The sequence below is a fragment of the Streptomyces sp. JJ36 genome (assembly GCF_021696945.1).
GTDB lineage: Bacteria > Actinomycetota > Actinomycetes > Streptomycetales > Streptomycetaceae > Streptomyces.
The window spans coordinates 23,777-47,412 of record NZ_JACYHE010000024.1 but is presented as its reverse complement, the minus strand read 5'-3'; the positions used below and the strand labels follow the sequence as shown (position 1 = coordinate 47,412).

Genomic DNA, 23,636 nt, shown 5'->3' with positions numbered 1-23,636 from the left:
CCGCAGGGGCGCCCGTCCCGGCCCGCAGGCGGCTCGCCGCCGGCCGCCGTTCCGCCCACCGCCCCGCCCCCGACCGAGAACCCGCGAAGGGCCGCATGTACCCCCTCCTCTTCCGTCTCCTCTTCCGCCGGATGGACCCCGAGCAGGCACACCGGCTGGCCGCCGGCTGGATCCGGCTGGCCGCCCGGATCCCCGTGCTGCGCACCTTCCTCGCGGCGTATCTCGCCCCGCGCGACCCGGCGTTGCGCACCGAGGCGCTCGGGCTGCGCATGCACGGGCCGTTCGGCCTGGCCGCCGGCTTCGACAAGAACGCCGACCTGATCGACGGCATGGCGCTGCTCGGCTTCGACCACGTCGAGACCGGCACGGTCACCGCGCAGCCCCAGCCCGGCAACCCGCGCCCGCGGCTCTTCCGGCTCACCGCCGACCGGGCCCTGATCAACCGCATGGGCTTCAACAACGACGGCTCCGCCGCGGTCGCCGCCCGGCTGGCCGCCCGCCGGCCGGTCTTCCGCACCCCGGTCGGGGTCAACGTCGGCAAGACCAAGGCGGTGCCGGAGGAGGAGGCGGTCGCCGACTACGTCACCTCCACCGAGCGGCTCGCTCCGCACGCCGACTACCTGGTGGTCAACGTCTCCTCGCCGAACACCCCCGGGCTGCGGGACCTGCAGGCCGCCGAGCGGCTCCGGCCGCTGCTGGCAGCAGTGCGCGCGGCCGCGGACCGTGCCGTCCCCGGCCGCCGGGTACCGCTGCTGGTGAAGATCGCCCCGGACCTCGCCGACGAGGACGTGGACGCCGTCGCCGACCTCGCCGCCGGACTGGGCCTGGACGGCATCATCGCCACCAACACCACCGTCGCCCGCGAGGGCCTGGGTCTCGTCTCCCCGGCGGCGGCCGTCGCGGAGCCCGGCGGGCTCTCCGGCGCACCCCTCAGGGAGCGCTCGCTGGAGGTGCTGCGGCGCCTGCACGCCCGGGTGGGCGACCGGCTCACGCTGATCGGCGTCGGCGGCGTGGAGGACGCCGAGGACGTCTGGCAGCGCATCCTGGCCGGGGCCACCCTGGTCCAGGGCTACAGCGGGCTGATCTACCGCGGGCCGTTGTGGTGCCGGTCCGTGCACAAGGGGCTCGCCGCGCGGCTCGCCGCGAGCCCGTACCGGACGCTCACCGAGGCGGTCGGCGCCGGGACCCGGAGGACGGCGGCATGACGGAGCGTTTCGGGGCGCGCCTGCGGCGCGCCATGGACACCCGCGGGCCGCTCTGCGTCGGCATCGACCCGCACCCCGGGTTGCTCGGGGCCTGGGGCCTCACCGACGACGTGCCGGGCCTGGAGCGGTTCACGCACACCGTGGTGGAGGCGCTGGCCGGCCGGGTCGCCGTGCTCAAGCCGCAGTCCGCCTTCTTCGAGCGGTTCGGCTCGCGGGGAGTGGCCGTGCTGGAACGCGCGGTGGCCGACGCCCGCGACGCCGGCGCGCTGGTGGTGATGGACGCCAAGCGTGGCGACATCGGCTCCACCATGGAGGCGTACGCCGCCGCCTATCTGAACCCCGGGGCCCCGCTCTGCTCGGACGCGGTCACCCTCAGCCCGTATCTGGGTTTCGGCTCGCTGCGGCCCGCGCTGGAACTGGCCCGGGAGCACGGCCGGGGCGCCTTCGTGCTGGCCCTCACCTCCAACCCGGAGGGGGCGGAGGTGCAGCACGCCCTCCGCGGTGCCGGCGGCCCCAGTGTCGCCGCCGGGGTGCTGGAGCGGCTCGCGGCGGAGAACGCCGGGGCCGAGCCGCTCGGCTCCTTCGGGGCCGTGGTCGGGGCCACCCTGGGCGACGCGGCCGCCCGGCTGGGCGCGGATCTGTCGATCAACGGCCCGTTGCTCGCCCCCGGCCTCGGGGCCCAGGGGGCGACCGCCGCGGACCTGCCGCGGGTCTTCGGCGACGCGGCCGGCCAGGTCCTGCCCAGCGTCAGCCGGAGCGTGCTGCGGCACGGACCGTCCGTGACGGCGCTGCGCGAGGCCGCCGCGGCACAGGCCGCGGAGCTGGCCGCCGTCCTGCCGTAGCCGTCCGGAGGTTTTCGCAGCTCCGGGCAGGTTCGCAGCTTCGGACATCTGTGGTGGTTTGCCCCGGAAAGTCCTGGTCAGAATTAAGCTGACCAGGACTTTTCCGCAGTTCTCGCTGACTACGGCGCCGTCGGCCGCTAGTCTCCGTCGGGAGCACCGCGAAATCCGGGGTCTCACCAGGTCCGGAGGGCCGGGGGAGGCTCCCGGGGCCGCCGGAACCACGGGGAAGCGTTGCTCGTTGCTCCGCAGGAGCGGGGTGACCAGGTTCCTCAACCGATCCATATCCGACAGTTCGACAACTGAGGTGACGTAGGCGTGGCTCTTCCGCCCCTTACCCCTGAACAGCGCGCAGCCGCGCTCGAGAAGGCCGCAGCGGCTCGCCGGGAGCGCGCCGAGGTCAAGAACCGGCTCAAGCACTCCGGCGCATCCCTGCACGACGTGATCAAGCAGGGCCAGGAGAACGACGTCATCGGCAAGATGAAGGTCAGTGCTCTCCTGGAGAGCCTGCCGGGCGTCGGCAAGGTCCGCGCCAAGCAGATCATGGAGCGTCTCGGGATCTCCGAGAGCCGTCGCGTCCGCGGGCTCGGCTCCAACCAGATCGCCGCACTGGAGCGTGAGTTCGGCGGCGCCTCGGCCTGATTTTCCGGCGCCCCCGGAAACCTGGATAATCGCTCCATGGCTAACGCAGTCTCCCGGGGGGCGACCCCCGTACCCCCGGAAGGACGCACGCGGCTGACCGTGCTCTCCGGCCCCTCCGGGGTCGGCAAGAGTACGGTCGTCGCACACCTGCGCAAGGCACACCCGGAGGTGTGGCTCTCGGTCTCGGCCACCACCCGCAGACCGCGGCCCGGCGAGCAGCACGGCGTGCAGTACTTCTTCGTCGAGGACGAGGAGTTCGACAAGCTGATCGCCAACGGCGAGCTGCTGGAGTGGGCCGAGTTCGCCGGCAACCGCTACGGCACCCCGCGACGGCCCGTGGTGGACCGGTTGGAGGCCGGGGAGCCGGTGCTGCTGGAGATCGATCTCCAGGGCGCGCGGCTGGTGCGGGAGTCCATGCCGGAGGCGCGTCTGGTCTTCCTGGCCCCGCCGAGCTGGGACGAGCTGGTCCGCCGGCTCACCGGCCGGGGCACGGAGTCGCCGGAGGTGATCGAGCGCCGGCTGGCTGCCGCCCGTACGGAGCTCGCGGCCGAGGAGGAGTTCGACTCCACCCTGGTCAACACCTCGGTCGAGGAGGTCGCCGCAGAGCTGCTAGCCTTGATGAACGTCGCATGACCACCCTCCGGAAGGCAGAGCGTGTCCTCTTCCATCTCCACACCCGAGGGCATCATCAATCCGCCGATTGATGAGCTGCTCGAGGCCACCGACTCGAAGTACAGCCTGGTGATCTACGCCGCCAAGCGCGCGCGCCAGATCAACGCGTACTACTCGCAGCTCGGTGAGGGCCTGCTGGAGTACGTCGGCCCCCTGGTGGACACCCACGTCCACGAGAAGCCGCTGTCGATCTCCCTGCGAGAGATCAACGCCGGCCTGCTGACCTCCGAGGCCACCGACACCCCGCCCGCCGCCCCGGCCCCGTAGGGACCGCGTGGCACCGCGGCGCCACGGGCCGTAGGCCCGGCGGAAGCCCTGCACGGGCCCGGCAGCGTGGCTGCCGGGCCCGTGGTGTGTCATGGGAACGAGTACCGCGGTGCAGGCCGGGGTGGCCACGAGTGGGGAGAGGCGAGCGATGGACGAGCGGGTCGGGCCCGGCGTCGTGCTGGGGGTGAGCGGCGGCATCGCCGCCTACAAGGCGTGCGAGCTGCTGCGCGGCTTCACCGAGTCGGGACACGACGTGCGGGTGGTGCCCACTGCCTCCGCGCTCCGCTTCGTCGGGGAGGCCACCTGGTCCGCGCTCTCCGGGAACCCGGTGACCACCGGGGTCTGGGAGGACGTGCACGAGGTGCCGCACGTCCGTATCGGGCAGCGCGCCGCACTGGTCGTGGTGGCCCCCGCCACCGCGGACCTGCTGGCCAGGGCCGCGCACGGGATCGCCGACGACCTGCTGACGAACACCCTGCTCACCGCCCGCTGCCCGGTGGTGTTCGCTCCCGCCATGCACACCGAGATGTGGGAGCACCCCGCGACCCGGGAGAACGTCGCCACGCTGCGCCGCCGCGGCTGTGTGGTGATCGAGCCCGCCGTCGGGCGGCTGACCGGCGTGGACACCGGCAAGGGGCGGCTGCCCGACCCGGGCGAGATCCTCGAGGTCTGCCGCCGGGTACTGGCCCGGGGGGTCGCCGCCCCCGACCTGGCCGGGCGCCGGGTGGTGGTCAGCGCGGGCGGCACGAGGGAGCCGCTGGACCCGGTGCGGTTCCTCGGCAACCGCTCCTCCGGCCGGCAGGGCTACGCCCTCGCCCGTACGGCCGCCGCGCGTGGCGCCCGGGTGACGCTGGTCGCGGCGAACACGGCGCTGCCCGACCCGGCGGGAGTGGACGTCGTCCCGGTGGGCACGGCGGTGCAGCTCCGGGAGGCCGTGCTGAAGGCCGCCGCCGACGCGGACGCGGTGGTGATGGCGGCCGCGGTGGCCGATTTCCGCCCCTCGGCCTACGCCGAAGGGAAGATCAAGAAGCGCGACGGGGAGGAGCCGGAACCCCTCCGGCTGGTCCGGAACCCCGATGTGCTGGCCGAGCTCTCCGCCGACCGTGCCCGGCCCGGACAGGTGGTGGTCGGCTTCGCCGCGGAGACCGACGACGTCCTCGCCAACGGCCGCGCGAAGCTCGCCCGCAAGCGCTGTGACCTGCTGGTCGTCAACGAGGTGGGGGAGCAGCGCACCTTCGGCGCGGAGGAGAACGAGGCGGTCGTGCTCGGTGCCGACGGCAGCGAGACACCGGTGCCGCACGGCCCGAAGGAGGCCCTCGCCGACACCGTCTGGGACCTGGTGGTGCGGCGGCTCCCGGGAGCGTGACCGGGGGACGAATCGTGTCGGAGTTCGAGACAGCATGATTGGATGCGGCCTCGGATGGATAAACTGGCCGCGGACCGTCGTCGGGCGCAGCCCCCGGCCGGTCCGACCATGTTCAGCCAGCAGCCGCTGCAACCCCAGGGAGCGATGTGTCCCGCCGCTTGTTCACCTCGGAATCCGTGACCGAGGGTCACCCTGACAAGATCGCTGACCAGGTCAGCGACACCATTCTCGACGCGCTGCTCAAGGAGGACCCGCAGTCGCGGGTCGCCGTCGAGACCCTGATCACCACCGGCCTGGTCCATGTGGCCGGGGAGGTCACCACCAAGGCCTACGCCCCGATCTCCACCCTGGTCCGCAACAAGATCCTGGAGATCGGTTACGACTCGTCGAAGAAGGGCTTCGACGGCGCCTCCTGCGGTGTCTCGGAGTCGATCGGCGCGCAGTCCCCCGACATCGCCCAGGGCGTCGACACCGCCTACGAGAAGCGGGTCGAGGGCGACGAGGACGAGCTCGACAAGCAGGGCGCGGGCGACCAGGGCCTGATGTTCGGCTACGCCTGCGACGAGACCCCCGAGCTGATGCCGCTGCCCATCACGCTGGCGCACCGGCTCTCCGAGCGCCTCTCCGCCGTCCGGAAGAACGGCACGATCCCGTACCTGCGCCCGGACGGCAAGACCCAGGTCACCATCGAGTACGACGGGGACAAGGCGGTCCGGCTGGACACCGTCGTGGTCTCCTCGCAGCACGCCGCGGACATCGACCTGGACTCGCTGCTGGCGCCGGACATCAAGGAGTTCGTCGTCGAGCCCGAGCTGAAGCAGCTCGTCGAGGACGGCATCAAGCTGGACACCGACGGCTACCGCCTCCTGGTCAACCCCACCGGCCGCTTCGAGATCGGCGGCCCCATGGGCGACGCCGGGCTGACCGGCCGGAAGATCATCATCGACACCTACGGCGGTATGGCCCGCCACGGCGGCGGCGCCTTCTCCGGCAAGGACCCCTCCAAGGTCGACCGGTCCGCCGCCTACGCGATGCGCTGGGTCGCCAAGAACGTCGTCGCCGCGGGCCTGGCGTCCCGCTGCGAGGTGCAGGTCGCCTACGCGATCGGCAAGGCCGAGCCGGTGGGTCTGTTCGTGGAGACCTTCGGCACCGCCAAGGCCGACGTGCACAAGATCGAGCAGGCCATCTCGGAGGTCTTCGACCTCCGCCCGGCCGCGATCATCCGCGATCTGGACCTGCTGCGGCCGATCTACTCCCAGACCGCCGCCTACGGGCACTTCGGCCGTTCCCTGCCGGACTTCACCTGGGAGCGCACCGACCGGGTCGACGCCCTGCGCAAGGCCGCCGGGCTCTGACCCCCGGGCGGTGACGCCCCGCCGCGCGCCCGCCACCGGGCGCGGGCGGGGACCGTACCCGCACGGCACCCCGGCACACCCGGAGACACCGCGGCCCGGCCGCCCCGCAGCGGGGCGGCCGGGCCGCAGCCGTGTCCAGGGGACCATGGTGTCCCTGGGCTCCGCGGCGCGGTGGCGTGCGCAGGGCTCCGCGGCGCCGGGACGGTCGCCGCACCGCCCCGGCGGTGTCGGCGCCGTCTGCTAAGACTGGAGCCGTGAGCAGCGACGACGCCCGCAGCGGCCCCTCCGGCGCCCGGCCCCCGGAGCAGCTGGCCCTGCTCCGGGAGACCGTGCGGCGCAGCCGTGAGCCGCGGGCCCGGCCGCGCACCTGGCGCGGGGCGGCGCTCGCCGGGGAGCTGCCCGTGGCCCGGGTGCTGGTGGACAAGGGCCCTGTCCACCTCGACCGCCTCTTCGACTACGCCGTCCCCGCCGCCATGGACGCCGAGGCCCGGCCCGGGGTCCGGGTCCGGGTGCGCTTCGGAGCGGGGGAGAAGGAGGGCCGGCGGGAGGGCGGCGGGCTGATCAACGGCTTCGTGGTGGAGCGCGTCGCGCACAGCGACTATCCCGGCGTCCTCGCCCCCCTCGCCCAGGTGCTCTCCCCGGAGCCCGTGCTCTCCCCGGAGCTGCTCGCCCTCTGCCGCGCGGTCGCCGACCGGTACGCGGGCTCGCTCGCCGACGTCGTGCAGCTCGCCGTGCCGCCCCGGATGGCCCGTGCCGAGAAGGCTCCGTCGCCTCCCGTCCCGGATGCCCCGCCCGCCCCCGCACCCGGGTCGTGGACGCGCTACCCGCGCGGTCCCGGCTATCTGGAGTCCCTGGCCGGGGGCGGCACCCCCCGCGCCGTGTGGACGGCGCTCCCCGGGCCGTCCTGGCCGGACGAGCTGGCCCGCGCTCTCGCCGCCGCGCTGGCCTCCGGCCGCGGTGCGCTCGCCGTTCTTCCCGACGGCCGCTCCGCGGCCCGGGCGGACGCCGCCCTGACCGGGCTGCTCGGCCCCGGCCGTCATGTGCTGCTCACCGCCGACGCGGGCCCCGAGGCGCGGTACCGCCGCTGGCTCGCCGTGCGCCGGGGCGCCGTGCGGGCCGTCGTCGGCACCCGGGCCGCGATGTTCGCGCCGGTGCGGGATCTCGGGCTCGCCGCCATCTGGGACGACGGCGAGAGCGCGCACAGCGACGACCGTGCTCCGCTGCCGCATGCCCGCGAGGTCCTGTTGCTCCGCGCGGCCCACGAAGGCGCCGGCTTCCTCCTGGGGGCACACGGCTGCACCGTGGAGGCGGCTCAGCTCGTGGAGACCGGCTGGGCGGGTCCGCTGACCGCGGACCGGGCGACCGTACGGGCCGTGGCGCCCCGGATACGCACGGTCGGGGAGGACGAGGAGGCCCGGGACCCGGCCGCCCGCGCCGCTCGACTGCCCAGCGCCGCCTGGGAGACCGCCCGGGACGCGCTGCGCACCGGCCCCGTCCTGGTGCAGGTGCCGCGGCGCGGGTACGTCCCCCGGCTGGCCTGCGAGCGCTGCCGCACCCCGGCCCGGTGCGCCCGCTGTCACGGCCCGCTGGAGGCGCCCGGCGCGGGCGAGGCGCCGCGCTGCGCCTGGTGCGCCCGGGCCGTGCCCGGCTGGCACTGCCCGGAGTGCGGCGGCGACCGGCTGCGCGGACGCGTCTTCGGTACCCGCCGCACCGCCGAGGAGCTGGGCCGGGCCTTCCCCGCCGTCCCGGTGCGCACCTCCGGCCGGGACCACATCCTCGACCGGGTGCCGGACCGGCCCGCCCTGGTGGTGTCCACGCCCGGCGCGGAGCCGCCCGCGGACGGCCCGGGGTATGCGGCGGCGCTGCTGCTGGACGGCTGGGCGCTGCTGGGACGCCCCGATCTGCGGGCCGACGAGGAGGCGCTGCGGCGCTGGCTGGGCGCGGCGGCCCTGGTGCGGCCGCAGAGCGAGGGCGGCAGCGTGCTGGTGGTGGCCGAGCCCTCGCTGCGGCCGGTGCAGGCCCTGGTGCGCTGGGACCCGTCCGGGCACGCCGTGCGCGAGCTGGCGGAACGCGCCGAGCTCGGTTTCCCCCCGGTGTCCCGGATGGCGGCGGTCACCGGTCTCCCGGAGGCCGTCGCGGGCCTGCTGGCGGAGGCGGAGCTGCCGCCGGAGGCCGAGGTGCTGGGGCCGGTGCCGCTCCCCGTGGCGCCGGCGGGGCGGCCGCGCCGCCCGGGGGGCCCGCCGCCGGGCGAGCGGTGGGAGCGGGCCCTGGTGCGGGTGCCGCCCGGCAGCGGCACGGCGCTCGCGGCAGCGCTGCGGACGGCGCTGGCCCGGCGGCTGGCCCGGCGCGAGGGCCCGCCGGCCCAGCTCCGGATCGACCCGCCCGACATCGGCTGAGCCGGCCTCGCGGGGCGGCACGACCGGCCCGCGCGCCCGGCCTGAGGCGCGGTGGGCTGCGGTGCGGTGGGCTGCGGTGCCGTGGGCCTTCGGCCCGTGCGGGAGGGCGGAGGAGGGCGCCCGGGCATGAGGCCGCCCGGCGCCCCGGCCTGCGGCTGCGGGCGGGTCCGCCGGGCGGCGGCGACGGCTGCGGAGGGATCAGCCGTTGCGGGGGCCGGGAAACGCCCCGGGCCGCGGCTCCTGCGGGGATTTCTGCGTCGGCTGTCCCGGCAGGGAACGCGCGGCGGGCACCGCTGCGGTGCCCGTGGGCCCCGGAACTCCCGGCGTGACGGGAACGGCGGGTGCGGGGACCGCCGTCCCGTCCGTCCGAGCGGCGGGCTCGCCGCTGCTGCCGGCGGCGTGCCGGGTGGTGGCGCGCCGTGAGCCGTAGCGGCGGTGGACCGCCTGCTTGGTGACGCCCAGCGCCGATCCCACGGCGTCCCAGGAGAAGCCGAGCGAGCGGTCGAAGTCCACGGCCGCCGTCACCAGGGTCTCCACGCTGTCGCGCAGCTCCTGGGCCAGCCGTACGGTCGGCGCGGGCGCCCGCCCGTACACGACGAAGCCCGCCGACGGACCCGTGCGCCGGGGCCGGTAGACGTTGCCGAGCTGCGCGGTGAGCGTGCGCAGCGCGTCCACCTGCCGGCGGACCCGCTCGATGTCCCGCACCAGCAGATGCAGGCTGGCCCTCGCCTGAGCGTCGTGGGATGCGTGGTCGGCCATGAACAAGCCTCTCGAACCGGCGTGCAGGGAATGACGTTGCAGGGAACACGTGCGGAGAACACGTGCAGGGAGGTGCTGGGGGAAGGGAGTACGTGTCGGGGGTACGTGCGGGGGTCGGGGGCCACTCGGCAGCCCGTTTCGGTCAATCCGACTTGACCAACGCCGCACCCTCCGCCCGGGTCACGCACCGGGGGCGCGCGAACGGCAGTACGGGTCGCGCGGCGCCGGACGTGCACCCACGGCGACCAGGGCGCTGACGGACCGTAGACTCGGAGCGCCGTTCCACCGTTTGTGAGAGGTTGTTCCCCACCGATGAGGCTCGTCTTCGCCGGCACCCCCGAGGTCGCCGTACCCGCCCTGGACGCCCTGCTGGCCTCGGAACGGCACGAGGTGGCGGCCGTCGTCACCCGGCCCGACGCCCGGGCCGGTCGCGGGCGGCACGTCGCGGCCAGTCCCGTGGCCCAGCGCGCCCGCGAGGCCGAGATCGAGGTGCTGCGCCCGGAGCGGCCGCGCGACCCGGCCTTCCTGGCCAGGCTCGCCGAGATCGCGCCGGACTGCTGCCCGGTGGTCGCCTACGGCGCGCTGCTGCCACAGGCCGCCCTCGACATCCCGGTGCACGGCTGGGTCAACCTGCACTTCTCGCTGCTCCCGGCGTGGCGCGGGGCGGCACCCGTGCAGCACGCCGTGCTTGCCGGGGACGAGCTGACGGGCGCCAGCACCTTCCGCATCGTGGAGGAGCTGGACGCCGGGCCGGTCTTCGGCGTGGTCACCGAGCGGATCCGCCCGGCGGACACCAGCGGCGACCTGCTCACCCGGCTCGCCTTCGCCGGTGCCGGACTGCTGGCCGCCACCATGGACGGCATCGAGGACGGCGCCCTGCAGGCCGAGCCGCAGCCGGCCGAGGGCGTCTCCTTCGCGCCCAAGATCACCGTGGCCGACGCCCGCATCGACTGGGCGGCGCCGGCCCTGCGGGTGGACCGGCTGGTGCGGGCCTGTGCCCCCGCCCCGGGGGCCTGGACGACCTTCCGCGGCGCCCGGCTCAAGGTCCGTGCCGCGGCCCCGGACCCGGAGCACACCGGCGTCGCGCCCGGCGAACTCGCGGTCGGCAAGAAGACCGTGCACGCCGGCACCGGCTCGCACGCCGTGCGGCTGGAGTGGGTGCAGCCCCAGGGCAGGAAGCCGATGCGCGCCGCGGACTGGGCGCGCGGGGTCCGCCCCGGCCCCGGCGAGCGGCTGGGGGAGTAGCCGGCGGCCACCGTTCCGCCGGTCCCCGGAGGTAGCCTGGCTTGACCAGGCCTGAGCCGGACCGGGCCGGGCGCAGCGCCCGGCGGCGCCTGCGCCGGGCCGCCACGCAGTTTCCCCCGGCGCCCGCTGCACGCCCCCGCAACCCCGTAGCCCCGCCGATCCCGCGACACCGGAGCACCGACACCCGTGAGCACCCGGACCCGCCGTCCCGCCCGTCCCGCCCGCCCGCCCCGCAAGGACCCGGTGCGGCTGCTCGCCTTCGAGGCGCTGCGGGCCGTCGACGAGCGCGACGCCTACGCCAATCTGGTGCTGCCGCCGCTGCTCCGCACGGCCCGCGAGCGCGGCGAGCTCGACGGGCGGGACGCGGCACTCGCGACCGAGCTGGTCTACGGCACGCTGCGCCGCCAGGGCACCTACGACGCCGTCGTCGCCGCGTGCGTGGACCGCCCGCTGCGCGAGGTGGACCCGCCGGTGCTGGACGTGCTGGCGCTCGGCGCCCACCAGCTCCTCGGCACCCGCATCCCGACCCATGCGGCGGTGAGCGCCACCGTGGAGCTGGCCCGGCTGGTGCTCGGCGACGGGCGCGCCCGGTTCGTCAACGCGGTGCTCCGCCGGATCGCGGCCGAGGACCTGGAGGGCTGGCTGGACCGGGTCGCCCCGCCCTACGAGGAGGACCCCGAGGAACACCTGGCCGTACGCCACGCCCATCCGCGCTGGATCGTCTCCGCGCTCTGGGACGCGCTCGGCGGCGGCAGCGCCGGGATGGAGGAGCTGCTGGAGGCCGACAACGAGCGTCCGCGGGTCACCCTGGTGGCCCGGCCCGGGCGGTCCACCCCCGGGGAGCTGCTGACCGGCGACGCGGAGCCCGGACGCTGGTCGCCGTACGCGGTGCGGCTGGCCGAGGGGGGCGAGCCGGGCGCCCTGGACGCGGTGCGGGACGGCCGGGCCGGGGTCCAGGACGAGGGCAGTCAGCTCGTCGCGCTCGCCCTGGCGAACGCGCCGCTGGACGGGCCGGACCGGCGCTGGCTGGACGGCTGTGCGGGGCCCGGGGGCAAGGCCGGGTTGCTCGCCGCGCTGGCCGCGGAGCGCGGCGCCTCGCTGACGGCTGCCGAGAAACAGCACCACCGGGCCCGGCTGGTCGCCCGTACCCTCGCGGGCAACCCCGGCCCGTACCAGGTGGTCGCCGCCGACGGCACCCGGCCGCCGTGGCGGCCGGGCACTTTCGACCGGGTGCTGGTGGACGTGCCGTGCAGCGGGCTGGGAGCGTTGCGCCGCCGCCCCGAGGCGCGCTGGCGCCGCCGCCCGGAGGACCTGGAGGCCTTCGCGCCCCTGCAGCGCGGGCTGCTGACCGAGGCGCTGCGCGCCGTCCGGCCGGGGGGCGTGGTGGGCTACGCCACCTGTTCGCCGCATCTGGCGGAGACCCGGGCGGTGGTGGACGACGTCCGCCGGCGGGTCCCCGGCACCGAACCGGTGGACGCCCGGCCGCTGCTGCCCGGTGTGCCGCACCTGGGGGACGGTCCCGACGTCCAGCTCTGGCCGCATCTGCACGGCACCGACGCGATGTATCTGGCCCTGCTGCGCCGCACGGAGTGACCCCCCGTACGGGTGAGAGCGGTCCCCGCCATACTGGAGCCATGGCACAGATCAATCCCAGCATCCTGTCCGCCGACTTCGCCCGGCTCGCCGACGAGGCCCGGGCGGTGGAGGGCGCCGACTGGCTGCACGTCGACGTGATGGACAACCATTTCGTCCCCAACCTCACGCTCGGCGCGCCGGTCGTCGAGTCGCTGCGCAAGGCGACGGACACCCCGCTGGACTGCCATCTGATGATCGAGGAGCCGGACCGCTGGGCTCCGCGGTACGTCGAGGCGGGCGCCGGATCCGTCACCTTCCACGCCGAGGCCGCGGCCGCCCCCGTGCGGCTGGCCCGGGAGATCCGGGCCCTGGGGGCGCGCGCCTCGATGGCGCTCAAGCCCGCCACGCCGGTCGAGCCGTACGAGGACCTGCTGCCCGAGCTGGACATGCTGCTGGTGATGACGGTGGAGCCGGGCTTCGGCGGCCAGGCCTTCCTGGACATCATGCTGCCGAAGATCCGCCGCACCCGGCGGTTGATCGAGAAGCACGGGCTGCAGATGTGGCTCCAGGTGGACGGCGGCGTGTCGGAGTCCACCATCGAGAGGTGCGCCGAGGCCGGCGCGGACGTCTTCGTCGCGGGGTCCGCCGTCTACAGCGCGGACGACCCGGCGGCCGCCGTCCGGGCGCTGCGGCGGCGCGCGGAGGAGGCGGCAGAGCGTGCGGGCACCGGCTGACCGCGCCGCGAGCGCGCCGGAGCGCCCGGACGGGCGGACCCGGCTGCGTGCACCGTGCACGGTTCGGATCACCGCGGCGCGGGATCTGCGAGGATGAACGCGCGGCGCGAGCGCGCCGGTACGGCGGAACAGTGAGGTGAGTGCGGTGTCGACGGGTCGGACCACGAGAATGGGACCCGCCGAGCTGATGCAGGCGGCGGCCATGGCGCGCCGCTTCTACCTGGAGGGCAAGTCCAAGATCCAGATCGCCGACGAGTTCGGGGTCAGCCGTTTCAAGGTGGCCCGGGTGCTGGAGACGGCCCTCGAGCGGGACCTGGTGCGCATCGAGATCCGGGTGCCCGCGGAGCTGGACGCCGAGCGCTCCGACGCGCTGCGGGCCCGCTACGGCCTGCGGCACGCGGTGGTCGTGGAGTCCCCGGTGGACGCTGCCGACGCGGTGCCCGGCGCCACGGCCGACGACGCGGCCGCGGACCCGGAGAACCTCGGGGAGGTCGCTGCCGACCTGCTCGGCGAGCTGGTCACCGAGGGCGATGTGCTGGGCCTTGCATGGGGCCGGTCGACCATCCACATGGCGGCGGCCCTCCGCCAGCTCCCGCCGTGCACGGTCGTCCAGCTCACCGGCGTCTACGACGCGGGGACGGCCGACCGGGGCTCGGTGGAGGCGGTGCGGCGTGCCGCGGAGGTCGCCGGGGGAGAGGCGCACCCGATTTATGCGCCGATGCTGCTGCCGGACCCGGCGACGGCGACCGCCCTGCGCAGCCAGACCGGCATCGCCCGGGCGTTCGAGTACTTCGACAAGGTCACCGTCGCCGCGGTGTCGATCGGCTCGTGGGAGCCCGGGATCTCCACCGTCCACGACATGCTCAGCGACTCCGAGCGCGCCCACTACTCCTCGCTCGGGGTCGCCGCCGAGATGTCCGCACACCTCTTCGATGCCGAGGGCCGGCGCATCGGACGCGATCTGGGCGAGCGGTGCATCACCGTGGAGGCCGACCGGCTGCGCCGGATCCCCGAGGTGGTGGCGATCGCCGGCGGCCAGCGGAAGTCCGAGGCCATCGCGGCCGTGCTCCGATCCGGCCTGGTGACCAGCCTGGTCACCGACACGGCCGCCGCCGACCACCTGCTGCACGAGACGGGTCCGGGGCCGCGGCCGGCCCTGGACCGTGCGGATCCCGACGGGCCCTGAGCTCGCCGCGGTCCCTCCCGGGCCCGCCACCGCACGTGCGGGGCCGGGGCGTGGTCCCGGTCACCCTGGACCGCGGCATCGTAGGATGATCACACCGGGGGTCCCAGGGGTGCCGCCCGGTGCCGGGGACGGAGGAGGACCTCATGATCACACGCCGCACCTCGCTGCCCGGGCTGGGCGTGCAGTACGACATCGAGACGCGGCACGGCGACCGCCATGTCTCCGTCGTCGTCCACCAGGACGGCCGGCGGTTCGTCGGCTTCTACGAGGCGGAGGACCCGGACGCCTGCCAGGCCACCGTGCCGCTCGACCCGGACGAGTCCGCGGCCCTCGCCGAGCTGCTCACCCCGGAGAAGACCGCGCACTGGGCCGCCTACGACTTCGAACTCGACCTGGTGACCGAGCGCCTCCCGGTCGCCCCCGGCTCGCGGTACAGCGGGCGTCCGCTCGGCGACACCCGGGCGCGCACCCGCACCGGCGCCTCCATCGTCGCGGTGCTGCGGCGCACCGGCGCCCATCCCGCGCCCGGTCCCGACTTCCGGCTGGAGGGGAACGACGAGCTGGTGGTGGTCGGCACCCGGGAAGGCGTCGACGACCTCGCCCTGATCCTCTCCGAGTCCTGAGAGGCGAAGCGCGTGCACCATACGGCGATCATGCTCATCGAGCTCGGCGCGGTGATCCTCGGGCTGGGCCTCGTCGGGCGGCTCGCCACCCGGATCGGGATGTCGCCCATCCCGCTCTATCTCCTGGGCGGGCTCGCCTTCGGGCACGGCGGCGTGCTGCCGCTCGACGCCAGCGAGGAGTTCTTCGAGGTCGGTGCCGAGATCGGGGTGATCCTGCTGCTGCTCCTGCTGGGGCTGGAGTACAGCGCCTCCGAGCTGGTGAGCAGCCTGCGCACACAGTTCCCCTCCGGGGCGGTCGACTTGGTGCTCAACGCCACGCCGGGCGCCGTGGCGGGGGTGCTGCTCGGCTGGAGCCCCGCAGCGGTGGTGGCGCTCGCCGGCGTCACCTGGATCTCCTCCTCCGGGGTGATCGCCAAGGTCCTCGCCGACCTCGGCCGGCTGGGAAACCGGGAGACCCCGGTGGTGCTGGGCGTCCTCGTCCTGGAGGACCTCGCCATGGCCGCGTACCTGCCGCTGCTGACCACCCTGGTGGCGGGCGTCAGCCTGGCCGCCGGCAGCGTGACCCTGGCCGTCGCGCTGGGCACCGTCGCCGTGGTGCTCGTGGTCGCGCTCCGCCACGGCCGGATCATCAGCCGGGCGGTGGGGACCGAGAGCGCGGAGATGCTGCTGCTGGTGGTGCTCGGCCTGACGCTGCTGGTGGCGGGCCTCGCCCAGCGGCTCCAGGTCTCCGCGGCGGTCGGCGCCTTCCTGGTGGGCATCGCCCTCTCCGGCGAGACCGCGGAGAACGCGCGGAGCCTGCTGACCCCGCTGCGCGACCTCTTCGCCGCGGTGTTCTTCGTCTTCTTCGGGCTCTCCACGGTCCCCGCCGAGATCCCCCCGGTGCTCGTGCCGGCGCTGCTGCTGGCCGCCGCCACCGCCGCGACCAAGATCGCCACCGGCTGGTACGCCGCCCGCCGGGCCGGCATCGGGCCCCGGGGCCGCTGGCGGGCCGGCGGCGCCCTGGTGGCCCGCGGCGAGTTCTCCATCGTGATCGCCGGGCTGGCCTCCGGCCTGGACGCGCGCATCGCGCCGCTGGCCGCGGCGTACGTCATGCTGCTGGTCGTCACCGGGCCGCTGGCCGCCCGCTGGACGGAGCCGGTGATGCGGCGGCTGACCCGCGGCTCCTCCGGTACGACGGCGGGGCCGGGCGCGCCTGCCACGGGGAAGGACGGCGCGACCCGGCCCCTGTCCCGGTGAGCACGCGGCCTCTCGGCCGCCGGGACGCCGGAGGGCGGGGCGTCGCCCCGCCGGGGGAGGCGGTCAGCCGGCCTTGCCGGCCTTGCCGCCCTTGTCGGTGACGGCCCACCAGAGCCCCTGCTTGCCGTGGCCCGTGGTGTCCCCGGGCTGCCGGTCACCGGTGAACCAGTACACCGGCCAGCAGTCGATGGCGAGCTGCTCGGTGCCGTCCGGGCGCTTGAGCGTGCTGATCAGCTTGGGGGCCACGCCCTCGATCTTGTTCTTGTCGACCGGTTTCGCGGGCTTCCAGGTCTCCAGGCAGGCGCCGGTGCAGTCGGACTTCATGGGCCAGGCGCTGTCCTTGTCGAAGCGGTAGAGCGTCCGGCCCTCGGCGTCCCGCACGAGGCGCCCCAGCGTGGGGTCCTGCACGGCGCGCAGCTCCGCGCCGCCGCCCGCGGGCTCGGAGCCCGCGGGGTCCGACCCGCCGGGGGCTGTTTCCCCGGCGTCCCCGGCGTCCCCGGGAACCTCCTCGCCCGCCTGCGCGGTGCCCGCCTTGCCGCCGTCGGGGGCGAGGGCGTTCCAGGTGCCGCCCACGCCGTGGCCCGTGGTGTCCCCGGGGGCGGCGTCCTGGGCGTAGCGGTAGACCGGCCAGCCGCCCAGGGTGAGCTGCCAGGAGCCGTCGTCGCGCTTCACCCGGCCGAGGTCCTCGGCCTTGATCCCGGCCGCGGGGGAGACCTCCTCGGCCGGTACCGGGGGCCAGGTCTCGGCGCAGCCGCCGGTGCAGTTGGACGCGGGCGGCTGCGCCGAGTCCTCGTCGAAGCGGTAGAGCGTCCACCCCTCGCTGTCCGTCACCACCCGCCCCAGCTCGGGGCTGTTCTGCAGGGTGAGCGTCTTGGCCGGGCCGGACCGGGCGTCGCTGCCCGCCTGGCCCGCCCCGCCGGCCTGCTCGCTCCCGTAGCCGCCGGCGGAGCCGGCGCCCGGACCGGCGGCCGCGTCACCGACCGGGCGGACGTCGTCGCTGCCGGTGGCCTGGTCGCCGTAGCCGCAGGACGCCGTCAGCAGCGCCGTGGCGAGCGCCGCCCCCGCCAGGGCGGCGCTCCGCCACCGCTGCACGGCCCGCCGGCCGGCCGTCCTGGGGGTGCCCGTGTTCTCCATGACCGCTCCTTCACGTGTGTCAGGTCCGGCACGGCGGGAGCCGTCGTGCCGGTGCGGAATTCGCAGTCTGGTGCGGACAGGACGGACAGGGACGGGGATTGTCATAGCTCGACAAAAGCCGAAATCCGGTGAGCGATGCGGCATCCGGCCCCGTACCCCGGTCAGCCCTCCAGCCGCAGCGCCAGCTCCGGGCAGCGGCGCACCGCGCGCAGGGCCTGCCGGCGCAGCGCGTCCGGCACCGGGGAGCGCGCGCGGTCCGGGAAGCCGTCCCGGTCCAGGCCGAGGAGGTCCGGAGCGACGTCGGCGCACAGACCGTGCCCGCGGCAGCGGGTCCAGTCGACCACCAGCCGGCTCGTGCTCTGCTCCTCCCGGGGGGCGCTGCGGCCGCCGGGAGGGCCGCCGGGAAGCGGCAGCGCCCCCGTCGCGCCGCGGCCGCACCCCGCCCCCTCCGCGTGCCGCTCGAACTCGTCCGGGAAGGTGCCCAGGGCCGAGGAGACGAACCCGGCGGAGCCGTCCGGATGGGAGCACGCACCCCTCTTCTCCACGGCCCGCATCCGGGTCCGTACGGCCTCCAGGGACGCCGTGCCCCCGCCGTCCGCCGCATGCCGCAGTGCGTCGGCGAGGGCGGGCAGACCGAGCGCGCACGGACCGCACTGCCCGGCCGACTCGCCCGCCAGCCATGCCGTGACCGCGACCGTCTCGGCCACCGGGCAGGTGTCCTCCGGCAGCGGCAGCACGGCGCCCGCCCCCAGGGTCGCGCCGAGCGAGGAGAGCGACTGGCGGGAGATCACCGCCTCGGCGGCCCCTTCGGGGGTCAGCCAGCGGCCGTGGTATCCCCCGACCAGCACGCCCTGTCCGGGCGCGGTGCCGCACACGTCCAGCACATAGGTCAGCAGCGCCCCGGTGGGGGCCTCCACGACATGCTCGCCGGCCACCGTCAGCAGCACCGTGCCCGGCTCACCGGGCAGCCCGGTCTCCCGGAAGCCGAGCGCGCCGAGCCGTGCGGCCACGGCGATCTGGGCGTACGTCTCCGTGTTGGAGAAGAGCGTGGGCAGCCCGCGCAGTCCGCGTTCGCTGGTGCGCACGGGGCTCCCGGTGGGCAGCGCGGGGCCGTCGTCCAGGCCGCTGGTCAGCGCCGAGGACTCGCCGGTGACGAAGCGCTCCGGGAGGCGGCCCACGCGGATCCGCGGGCCGTCGGGCCCCCGTTCCGCGAGGGCTTCCTGCAGGGACCGCTCCACGTCCCCGCGGGTGACGCCCAGGGCCACCTCGCGGGCCCCGAGCGCGTTGGCGCACAGGACCGCCCCGTCCAGCACGAGATGCGGCGCGTACAGCAGCAGAGCCGCGTCCTTGAGGCAACTCGGTTCTCCCTCGCTGCCGTTGACGACCACCGCGGTGTCCGCGCCCTGCCGTCCGGCCGCGTCCACGACGGCCCGCAGCTTCCGCACGAACGGGAAGCCCGCGCCGCCGCGCCCGCGCAGCGCGATGTTCTCCGCGAGGTCCATCAGCTCTTCGAGGCGCAGGTCCGGCAGCCCGCCGTGGACGGTCAGATGCGCGACCCGGTCCATCCGGTCGCGGTCCTCCAGGCCCGCGAGCAGCCGCGGTTCCCCCAGACAGGCGAGGTCGGGGACGGCCTCCGCCGTCCCCCTCCCGGCGGGGGCGGCGGGCAGCGTGAAGGTCACTGCTCTCTCCTCTTCCGTACGGGGGCGGAGCCGCCCGGCGGCGGGGTCCGCGGCATCCGCAGCCGCATCACCAGGACGCCCGCCATGCCGAGCGCGCAGAGCGCATAGCTCGCGGTCACCCAGCCCGCCGCCTCCCGGCCGGCCTTGAGGCCGTGCACCAGGGCCATCCCCCAGGCCGGGTAGGCGCCCATGTGCAGCGCACGCCACCAGGGGGAGCGGCGGGGGGTGGCGAAGGCGCTGCGGGCCGCGCCGATGACGGCGACGGCGAGGAAGAGATAGCCGGAGAGTGTGCCCAGGCCGATGAGGAACGGCCGCATCCCGTCGGTGAACGGGACCGCGGCGGCGAGGCCGCCGGTCGAGCCGGTGGCGACCTTCACCCAGATGTGCAGGGCGAGGAAGCCCAGCCCGGCCACCGCCGTTCCCCGGTGCACGCCCTGGGCGAGCAGCCGGTGGTCGGGTCCGAGCAGCAGCCGGTCGCCCGCCGCCATGCCCCACAGGGTGGTGGCGGTCAGCGAGACCAGGGCCAGCACCCCGGCGCCGAAGTCGAGGAACGCCCAGAGCCGGCCCATCGCCCGGTCCCCGACGGTGAGCAGCAGGGCGACGGCCACGGCTGCCGCGAAGAGGGTGTTGAGCCGTCCCGGGCGGGCGCCCGGGGCGGAGAAGCGGGCGCGGCGCCGCGGGCTCGCCGGGCGTTCCAGGAGGTACAGCGTGGGCGGCTGCCGCCGGGCGCGGTGCGAGGCGGCCGGCCGCCGGCCCGGTGGCGGGTACGGCGGCTCGTAGGGCGCCGGATACGCCCCCGGTCGTGACGAAGGGGAGCGGGGTGTGGTCATGTGGGTCTCCCGAGGGGCGGGCCGGGCCCCCGGGACCGGCCCGCTGCCGGAAACGTTATTGACGCGGTGACATACAACGGCCGGATGTGCCGGGCGGAACCGCGTGTTTCCGCATCCGCCGAAGAGGCCGGCCGGTTCAGCAGCATCTCGGAGGTGCACCAGGCCTTCACAGGATTTATCGTCCTGTGACAAATTCCTGCGGGGACGTCGCCGTCGCGGACCGTGACTGTCGATGATGCCCAACCAGAGGAGGCAGGGGGGACCAACTCCGTTGCCGGGGCGGGAAACCGGCTTCGGGGACCACCTCCGCGGGCTCAGTCCGTCCCGCACCGGCGGGCCCGTACCAGGCAGGAACGAGGTAGAGATGTGCGACCTTCTTAACCGCATCTGGTCTCGCCCCCGTGGCGAGTGGACGCGGGTTCTGAGAAAGGAACTCCCCGCCATCGCCGACCGTATGGTGGAGTCGCTGCAGCACAGTATTCCGGGAGTATCCCCGCTCGGGAAGGACAACCGCGCGGACCTGCAGTGGGCGGTGGAGCAGGCACTGCTGACGGCCCTCGGCTACCAGCGTCACACCGGTGGCGCCACCGCGGCACCGGAGCCGGAGCGCCCGGCCCGCCGGACCGGCATCGCTCCCGCGGTCCCGATCGACCGGGCCCGCCGCACCCTGTTCACCGCGCTCATCGGTGAGCGGGCCACCTCTCCGGTGCCGCTCGCCGAACTCGCCCGCGCGGCACGGTGGCCGCTGCCGGCCACGGTGCGTGCGGTGGCGCTCGGCTCACCGTGCGAGGCCCCGCAGCTCGCGGCCGTGCTCGGCAACGTCCTCGCGGGGCCCGTCGAGGGCGAACTGTGCCTGCTGCTGCCGGGCCCCGGCCCGGCGGAGGAGACGGGCACCGCCCTGGAGAACGCGCTGCCCGGCCGCACCGTGGCGATCGGGCACACGGTGCCGCTCGCCGAGGCGGCCTCCTCGGTGCGCTGGGCGCGCCGGCTGCTGGAGATCACCCCGCCGGAGGGCGGGGCCCAGCAGGGCGGCCGCGTGGTCACCGTCGACGACCATCTGTCGCTGCTGCTGCTGCTCCAGGACGAGTCGCTCACCGAGGCGCTGTCCTCGCGCTGGCTCGCCCCGCTGGGTGATCTGACGCCGCGGCAGAGCGAGCGGCTGGAGGCGACGCTGCTCGCCTGGCTGGAGGGCGGTGGCGCGCCGGAGGCCGCCAAGGCCCTGCGGGTCCACCCGCAGACGGTGCGGTACCGGCTGCGGCAGATCGAGAAGCTCTTCGGCTCGGCGCTGCGCGACCCGCACACCCGCTTCGAGCTGGAGGTGACCCTGCGCAGCAGGCGGCTGGTGGCCGAGACGCGGCGGCGTGCCGTCCGCGGCGGTCGCCGGGCCCGTGCCGTCGCGGCCGGCCTTCGCCCCCTGGGCCGGGCGCAGGAAGCGCGGGTCAACGGCCTCTGACCCCCGGGGCGCTTCCGCCCCGTACGACGGCGGCCCCGGACACGGAACCGAATCCGTGTCCGGGGCCGCCGCCTTTCCCCGCGAGGCCGGCGGGGCGGAGGGCGGGGAGGGCCTCGCGGGGAGGCGGCGGGTCAGGAGCAGTCCTGCCCGCTGTTGATGCAGTCGACGGCCTCCTCCATCAGCTCCTCCGGCATCACGTTGATGAAGTCGCTGTGGTCGGTGACCGGCTTCTTGAGCTGCTCCGCGAAGCCGTCCACCGCGAAGGGCGTCTCCTCCGGGATGTTCTCGCCTTCCGGAACCTCGTAGGTCAGCTTCTGCACCAGTTGCGGCACGGCGACGAAGCCGTCCGGGCAGGAGCCGTCCTCCTCGGCGAAGGCCATGTGGTCCCGGCTGTTCGCGCTGTCGATGTTCTCGCCGTCCCAGCAGCTCTGGAAGCGGAAGGTGCGGGTGATGTCGCTGCCCTCCGGGCAGATCGGGTACTTGTCGGTGAGCTGACGGTCCTCGAAGCCGGTGCAGCTCCAGGAGGCGTTGGCGTTCTCCGGCCCGTTGGTGAACGCCTTGGCGTCACCGGTGATGATCTGCAGGAAGCGGGGCATCGCCACGACGTCGCCCACCGGGCTCCCCTCGAAGGTGATGTCCACCTCCTTGGCCTGCAGGATGGTGCCGACGTTGCCCTGGTTCCCGAAGCCGTCGGGGGTGCCCCGGTTGTCCTCCTGGCCGTCCAGGGCCCGCAGCACGGGCCAGTAGTACGTCGACTGGTCCCCGTTGGTGCAGGTCGTCTCGCCCTGGGCCAGGACGTCGTTGTCCGAGTCGAAGTCGGTCTCGAGGTTGCCGACGTGGTCGTGGGTGTGCTGGGCCCCGTTGAGCTGGCCCGGCGCCACGATGACGTTGTCCGTGTTGAAGTGCTCCTCCTCGTTGACGCCGCACTCGGAGGTGAAGGTGCCGGTGGAGGCGCCCTCCTGCTCCTGTGGTTCCTGCACGTTCGGCTCGACGGTGGTGATGTCGACGAAGTCCTCGGCGACCGGCCCGGTGGCCTGTTCCTCGCCGTCTCCGTCCTGGCCGTCCTGGCCGCCGCCGTCCTGTTCCTGGCCGTCTCCGTCCTGGCCGTCCTGGCCGTCGCCGCCCTGTTCCTGGCCGTCCTGACCGTCGTCGCCGTTCTGGCCGTCGTCGACGGGCGTGCCCTCGACCTCCCGGACCTCGCACTCGTCCATGGAGTCCAGGCCGGCGGGCTGCTGAGCCTCCAGGCGGTCCAGCAGGACCCGGATGCGGTCGATGAGCGTCTGGCGTTGCTGCTCCAGCCGGGGTACCACCGTCCTCGCGGACTCGCCCCGGTTGAGCTGCCAGAACGCCTCCGTCACCCGGCGGTCGAGCTCGGCAGAGCTCCTGGCCACCTCCTCCTCGGCCTGCTGGGGTACCTCCTCCATCGCGAGCGCCACGTCCGGGCAGTCGATCGTCTGCACGGTGGCCGTCCTGCCGACCGTCCCGTCGCGGTCGTCGCCCTGGCTGCCCTGGCCGGCCATGGCGTTGGCGGTCACCACCGCGATGCCGCTCCCGCCCAGCAGCAGGGCCGCGAGCATGGCGATCCCCTTGCGGGACCTGCGTTGGTGCCTGGCTGGCTGTGCTCTCATCTGCGCCTCACTCTCATAGCACGTCGTCGTCGAACGGTTCGAAGTCCACGAGCCCGGTGTTCTCCAGGACCGTGATGTGGTCGAGAACGACGGCGTTCGCCCGGTCCGCGAGGGACCGCACCATCGAGTTGCGGGTCTGGTGCCGCACGACGGCGATCAACTGGAAGACCTTTCCGTGCGCCATCCGCAGGATGTTCGCCAGCTTGCGGTCGAACTCCTCGCCCTGCGCCGCGTCCATCTCCGCCAGCAACTGCTGCTGTTTCTCGCCGGGCTGGTTGGGCAGCGAGATGCCCAGCGCCCGGCCGGCCTCGATGGCGCGGCGGTCCAGCTCGGTGTGGCCCGCGACCAGATGGTCCCCGGCGGTCCGGGTGGCCTTGCGGAAGCCGCGCTCCTGTGCCTGACGGCCGGCCGGGAGCTCCCAGAGCCCGGCGAGCCGGACCTTGCGGACGAAGTCCCGGTCGAGTGCCGTCAGCGGTCCGTAGGGGGTGCTGGTGGTGCCGCGGCCGTCGTCGATCCAGCCCTGCCGGGCAGCGGCCACCGAACGGTTGCCGTTGAACAGCTGGGCCGGCAACAGCAGCGACACCACCGTGGCGATGAGGGACACCACGATCAGCGCGGTGCCGATCGTCCGCCGGTCCCCCGGCGGCCTGATACTGGTGAACCACCGCATGGGTTCCTCCGTGTCCGTTCGCACAGGTGCTCGTCCTCGAAGTGCGACTGGACGCTAGTCGCCGCCGGAGGCAGGTCACTGAGGGTTCGTCATCAACCGACAAAGACCGGCCGGGCCCGTTGCGGCTGCGCTACATTGCCGC

At 75.0% G+C, this 23,636-nt stretch carries 21 protein-coding genes; 15 read left to right on the top strand and 6 right to left on the bottom strand.

Annotated elements, in window-relative coordinates; all coding sequences use genetic code 11:
- Positions 1–95 precede the first annotated feature (95 nt).
- The 8 genes from HOY81_RS12440 (at position 96) to HOY81_RS12405 (ending at position 8,742) form a co-directional block, all read left to right on the top strand.
- Positions 96–1,205, top strand: coding sequence for a quinone-dependent dihydroorotate dehydrogenase (locus tag HOY81_RS12440; RefSeq protein ID WP_237320368.1), 1,110 nt, complete (start codon positions 96–98; stop codon positions 1,203–1,205).
- A complete protein-coding gene (gene pyrF / locus HOY81_RS12435; RefSeq protein ID WP_237320367.1) occupies positions 1,202–2,047 on the top strand; it encodes an orotidine-5'-phosphate decarboxylase in 846 nt (281 codons plus the stop codon). The genes HOY81_RS12440 and pyrF overlap by 4 nt, the downstream gene beginning before the upstream one ends.
- A 315-nt stretch (positions 2,048–2,362) precedes the next feature.
- Positions 2,363–2,686 (top strand): integration host factor, actinobacterial type, encoded by a 324-nt coding sequence (locus tag HOY81_RS12430; RefSeq protein ID WP_237320366.1) that lies wholly within the window; start codon positions 2,363–2,365, stop codon positions 2,684–2,686.
- 36 nt (positions 2,687–2,722) lie between these two features.
- On the top strand, positions 2,723–3,319 hold the full coding sequence (gene gmk / locus HOY81_RS12425) for a guanylate kinase (RefSeq protein WP_237320365.1): 597 nt from the start codon (positions 2,723–2,725) through the stop codon (positions 3,317–3,319).
- A gap of 21 nt (positions 3,320–3,340) precedes the next feature.
- Positions 3,341–3,625 carry a DNA-directed RNA polymerase subunit omega gene (rpoZ, locus tag HOY81_RS12420; protein WP_237320364.1) on the top strand — a complete coding sequence of 95 codons (285 nt, stop codon included), beginning with the start codon at positions 3,341–3,343 and terminating at the stop codon, positions 3,623–3,625.
- A 148-nt stretch (positions 3,626–3,773) separates the two neighbouring features.
- On the top strand, positions 3,774–4,991 hold the full coding sequence (coaBC, locus tag HOY81_RS12415) for a bifunctional phosphopantothenoylcysteine decarboxylase/phosphopantothenate--cysteine ligase CoaBC (protein WP_237320392.1): 1,218 nt from the start codon (positions 3,774–3,776) through the stop codon (positions 4,989–4,991).
- A 146-nt stretch (positions 4,992–5,137) separates the two neighbouring features.
- A complete protein-coding gene (metK, locus tag HOY81_RS12410; RefSeq protein WP_237320363.1) occupies positions 5,138–6,346 on the top strand; it encodes a methionine adenosyltransferase in 1,209 nt (402 codons plus the stop codon).
- A 254-nt stretch (positions 6,347–6,600) separates the two neighbouring features.
- On the top strand, positions 6,601–8,742 hold the full coding sequence (locus HOY81_RS12405; RefSeq protein WP_237320362.1) for a primosomal protein N': 2,142 nt from the start codon (positions 6,601–6,603) through the stop codon (positions 8,740–8,742).
- 198 nt (positions 8,743–8,940) lie between these two features.
- Here the strand turns inward: HOY81_RS12405 and HOY81_RS12400 are convergent, their stop codons facing one another.
- Positions 8,941–9,501, bottom strand: coding sequence for a hypothetical protein (locus HOY81_RS12400; RefSeq protein WP_237320361.1), 561 nt, complete (start codon positions 9,499–9,501; stop codon positions 8,941–8,943).
- A gap of 312 nt (positions 9,502–9,813) precedes the next feature.
- Between HOY81_RS12400 and fmt the strand changes: the two genes are divergently transcribed.
- From fmt to HOY81_RS12370, 6 genes are all read left to right on the top strand, one after another.
- Positions 9,814–10,746 (top strand): methionyl-tRNA formyltransferase, encoded by a 933-nt coding sequence (fmt, locus tag HOY81_RS12395; RefSeq protein ID WP_237320360.1) that lies wholly within the window; start codon positions 9,814–9,816, stop codon positions 10,744–10,746.
- A 186-nt stretch (positions 10,747–10,932) separates the two neighbouring features.
- Positions 10,933–12,339 (top strand): RsmB/NOP family class I SAM-dependent RNA methyltransferase, encoded by a 1,407-nt coding sequence (locus tag HOY81_RS12390; RefSeq protein ID WP_237320359.1) that lies wholly within the window; start codon positions 10,933–10,935, stop codon positions 12,337–12,339.
- Positions 12,340–12,380: 41 nt separating this feature from the next.
- On the top strand, positions 12,381–13,055 hold the full coding sequence (gene rpe / locus HOY81_RS12385; protein WP_237320358.1) for a ribulose-phosphate 3-epimerase: 675 nt from the start codon (positions 12,381–12,383) through the stop codon (positions 13,053–13,055).
- Between the two features lie 169 nt (positions 13,056–13,224).
- Positions 13,225–14,241: a sugar-binding transcriptional regulator gene (locus HOY81_RS12380; RefSeq protein ID WP_237320357.1), complete on the top strand. Its 1,017-nt coding sequence runs from the start codon at positions 13,225–13,227 to the stop codon at positions 14,239–14,241.
- A 143-nt stretch (positions 14,242–14,384) separates the two neighbouring features.
- The gene (locus tag HOY81_RS12375) at positions 14,385–14,864 is read left to right on the top strand and encodes a cation:proton antiporter regulatory subunit (protein ID WP_237320356.1); all 480 of its coding nucleotides are present in this window, start codon (positions 14,385–14,387) and stop codon (positions 14,862–14,864) included.
- A gap of 12 nt (positions 14,865–14,876) precedes the next feature.
- Positions 14,877–16,100 (top strand): cation:proton antiporter, encoded by a 1,224-nt coding sequence (locus tag HOY81_RS12370; RefSeq protein WP_237320355.1) that lies wholly within the window; start codon positions 14,877–14,879, stop codon positions 16,098–16,100.
- Positions 16,101–16,163: 63 nt separating this feature from the next.
- On the opposite strand, the gene HOY81_RS12365 is transcribed toward HOY81_RS12370, so the two are convergent.
- The 3 genes from HOY81_RS12365 to HOY81_RS12355 all read right to left on the bottom strand — a co-directional run bounded on the left by HOY81_RS12365 (position 16,164) and on the right by HOY81_RS12355 (position 19,743).
- Entirely contained in the window at positions 16,164–17,234 is a 1,071-nt protein-coding gene (locus HOY81_RS12365) for an SCO0930 family lipoprotein (RefSeq protein ID WP_237320354.1), read from the bottom strand.
- 161 nt (positions 17,235–17,395) lie between these two features.
- Positions 17,396–18,913, bottom strand: a complete 1,518-nt coding sequence (locus HOY81_RS12360) for an NADH-ubiquinone oxidoreductase-F iron-sulfur binding region domain-containing protein (protein WP_308340986.1) — start codon at positions 18,911–18,913, stop codon at positions 17,396–17,398.
- Positions 18,910–19,743: a hypothetical protein gene (locus tag HOY81_RS12355; RefSeq protein WP_237320353.1), complete on the bottom strand. Its 834-nt coding sequence runs from the start codon at positions 19,741–19,743 to the stop codon at positions 18,910–18,912. The genes HOY81_RS12360 and HOY81_RS12355 overlap by 4 nt, the downstream gene beginning before the upstream one ends.
- A gap of 364 nt (positions 19,744–20,107) precedes the next feature.
- On the opposite strand from HOY81_RS12355, the gene HOY81_RS12350 reads away from it, so the two are divergent.
- Positions 20,108–21,196, top strand: coding sequence for a CdaR family transcriptional regulator (locus HOY81_RS12350; RefSeq protein ID WP_237320352.1), 1,089 nt, complete (start codon positions 20,108–20,110; stop codon positions 21,194–21,196).
- Between the two features lie 131 nt (positions 21,197–21,327).
- Here HOY81_RS12350 and HOY81_RS12345 read toward each other — a convergent pair whose 3' ends face one another.
- Both HOY81_RS12345 and HOY81_RS12340 read right to left on the bottom strand, forming a co-directional pair.
- Positions 21,328–22,824, bottom strand: coding sequence for a DUF1996 domain-containing protein (locus HOY81_RS12345; protein WP_237320351.1), 1,497 nt, complete (start codon positions 22,822–22,824; stop codon positions 21,328–21,330).
- Between the two features lie 13 nt (positions 22,825–22,837).
- Complete coding sequence (locus tag HOY81_RS12340; protein WP_237320350.1) at positions 22,838–23,494, bottom strand: DUF4142 domain-containing protein; 657 nt, start codon at positions 23,492–23,494, stop codon at positions 22,838–22,840.
- Positions 23,495–23,636 lie beyond the last annotated feature (142 nt).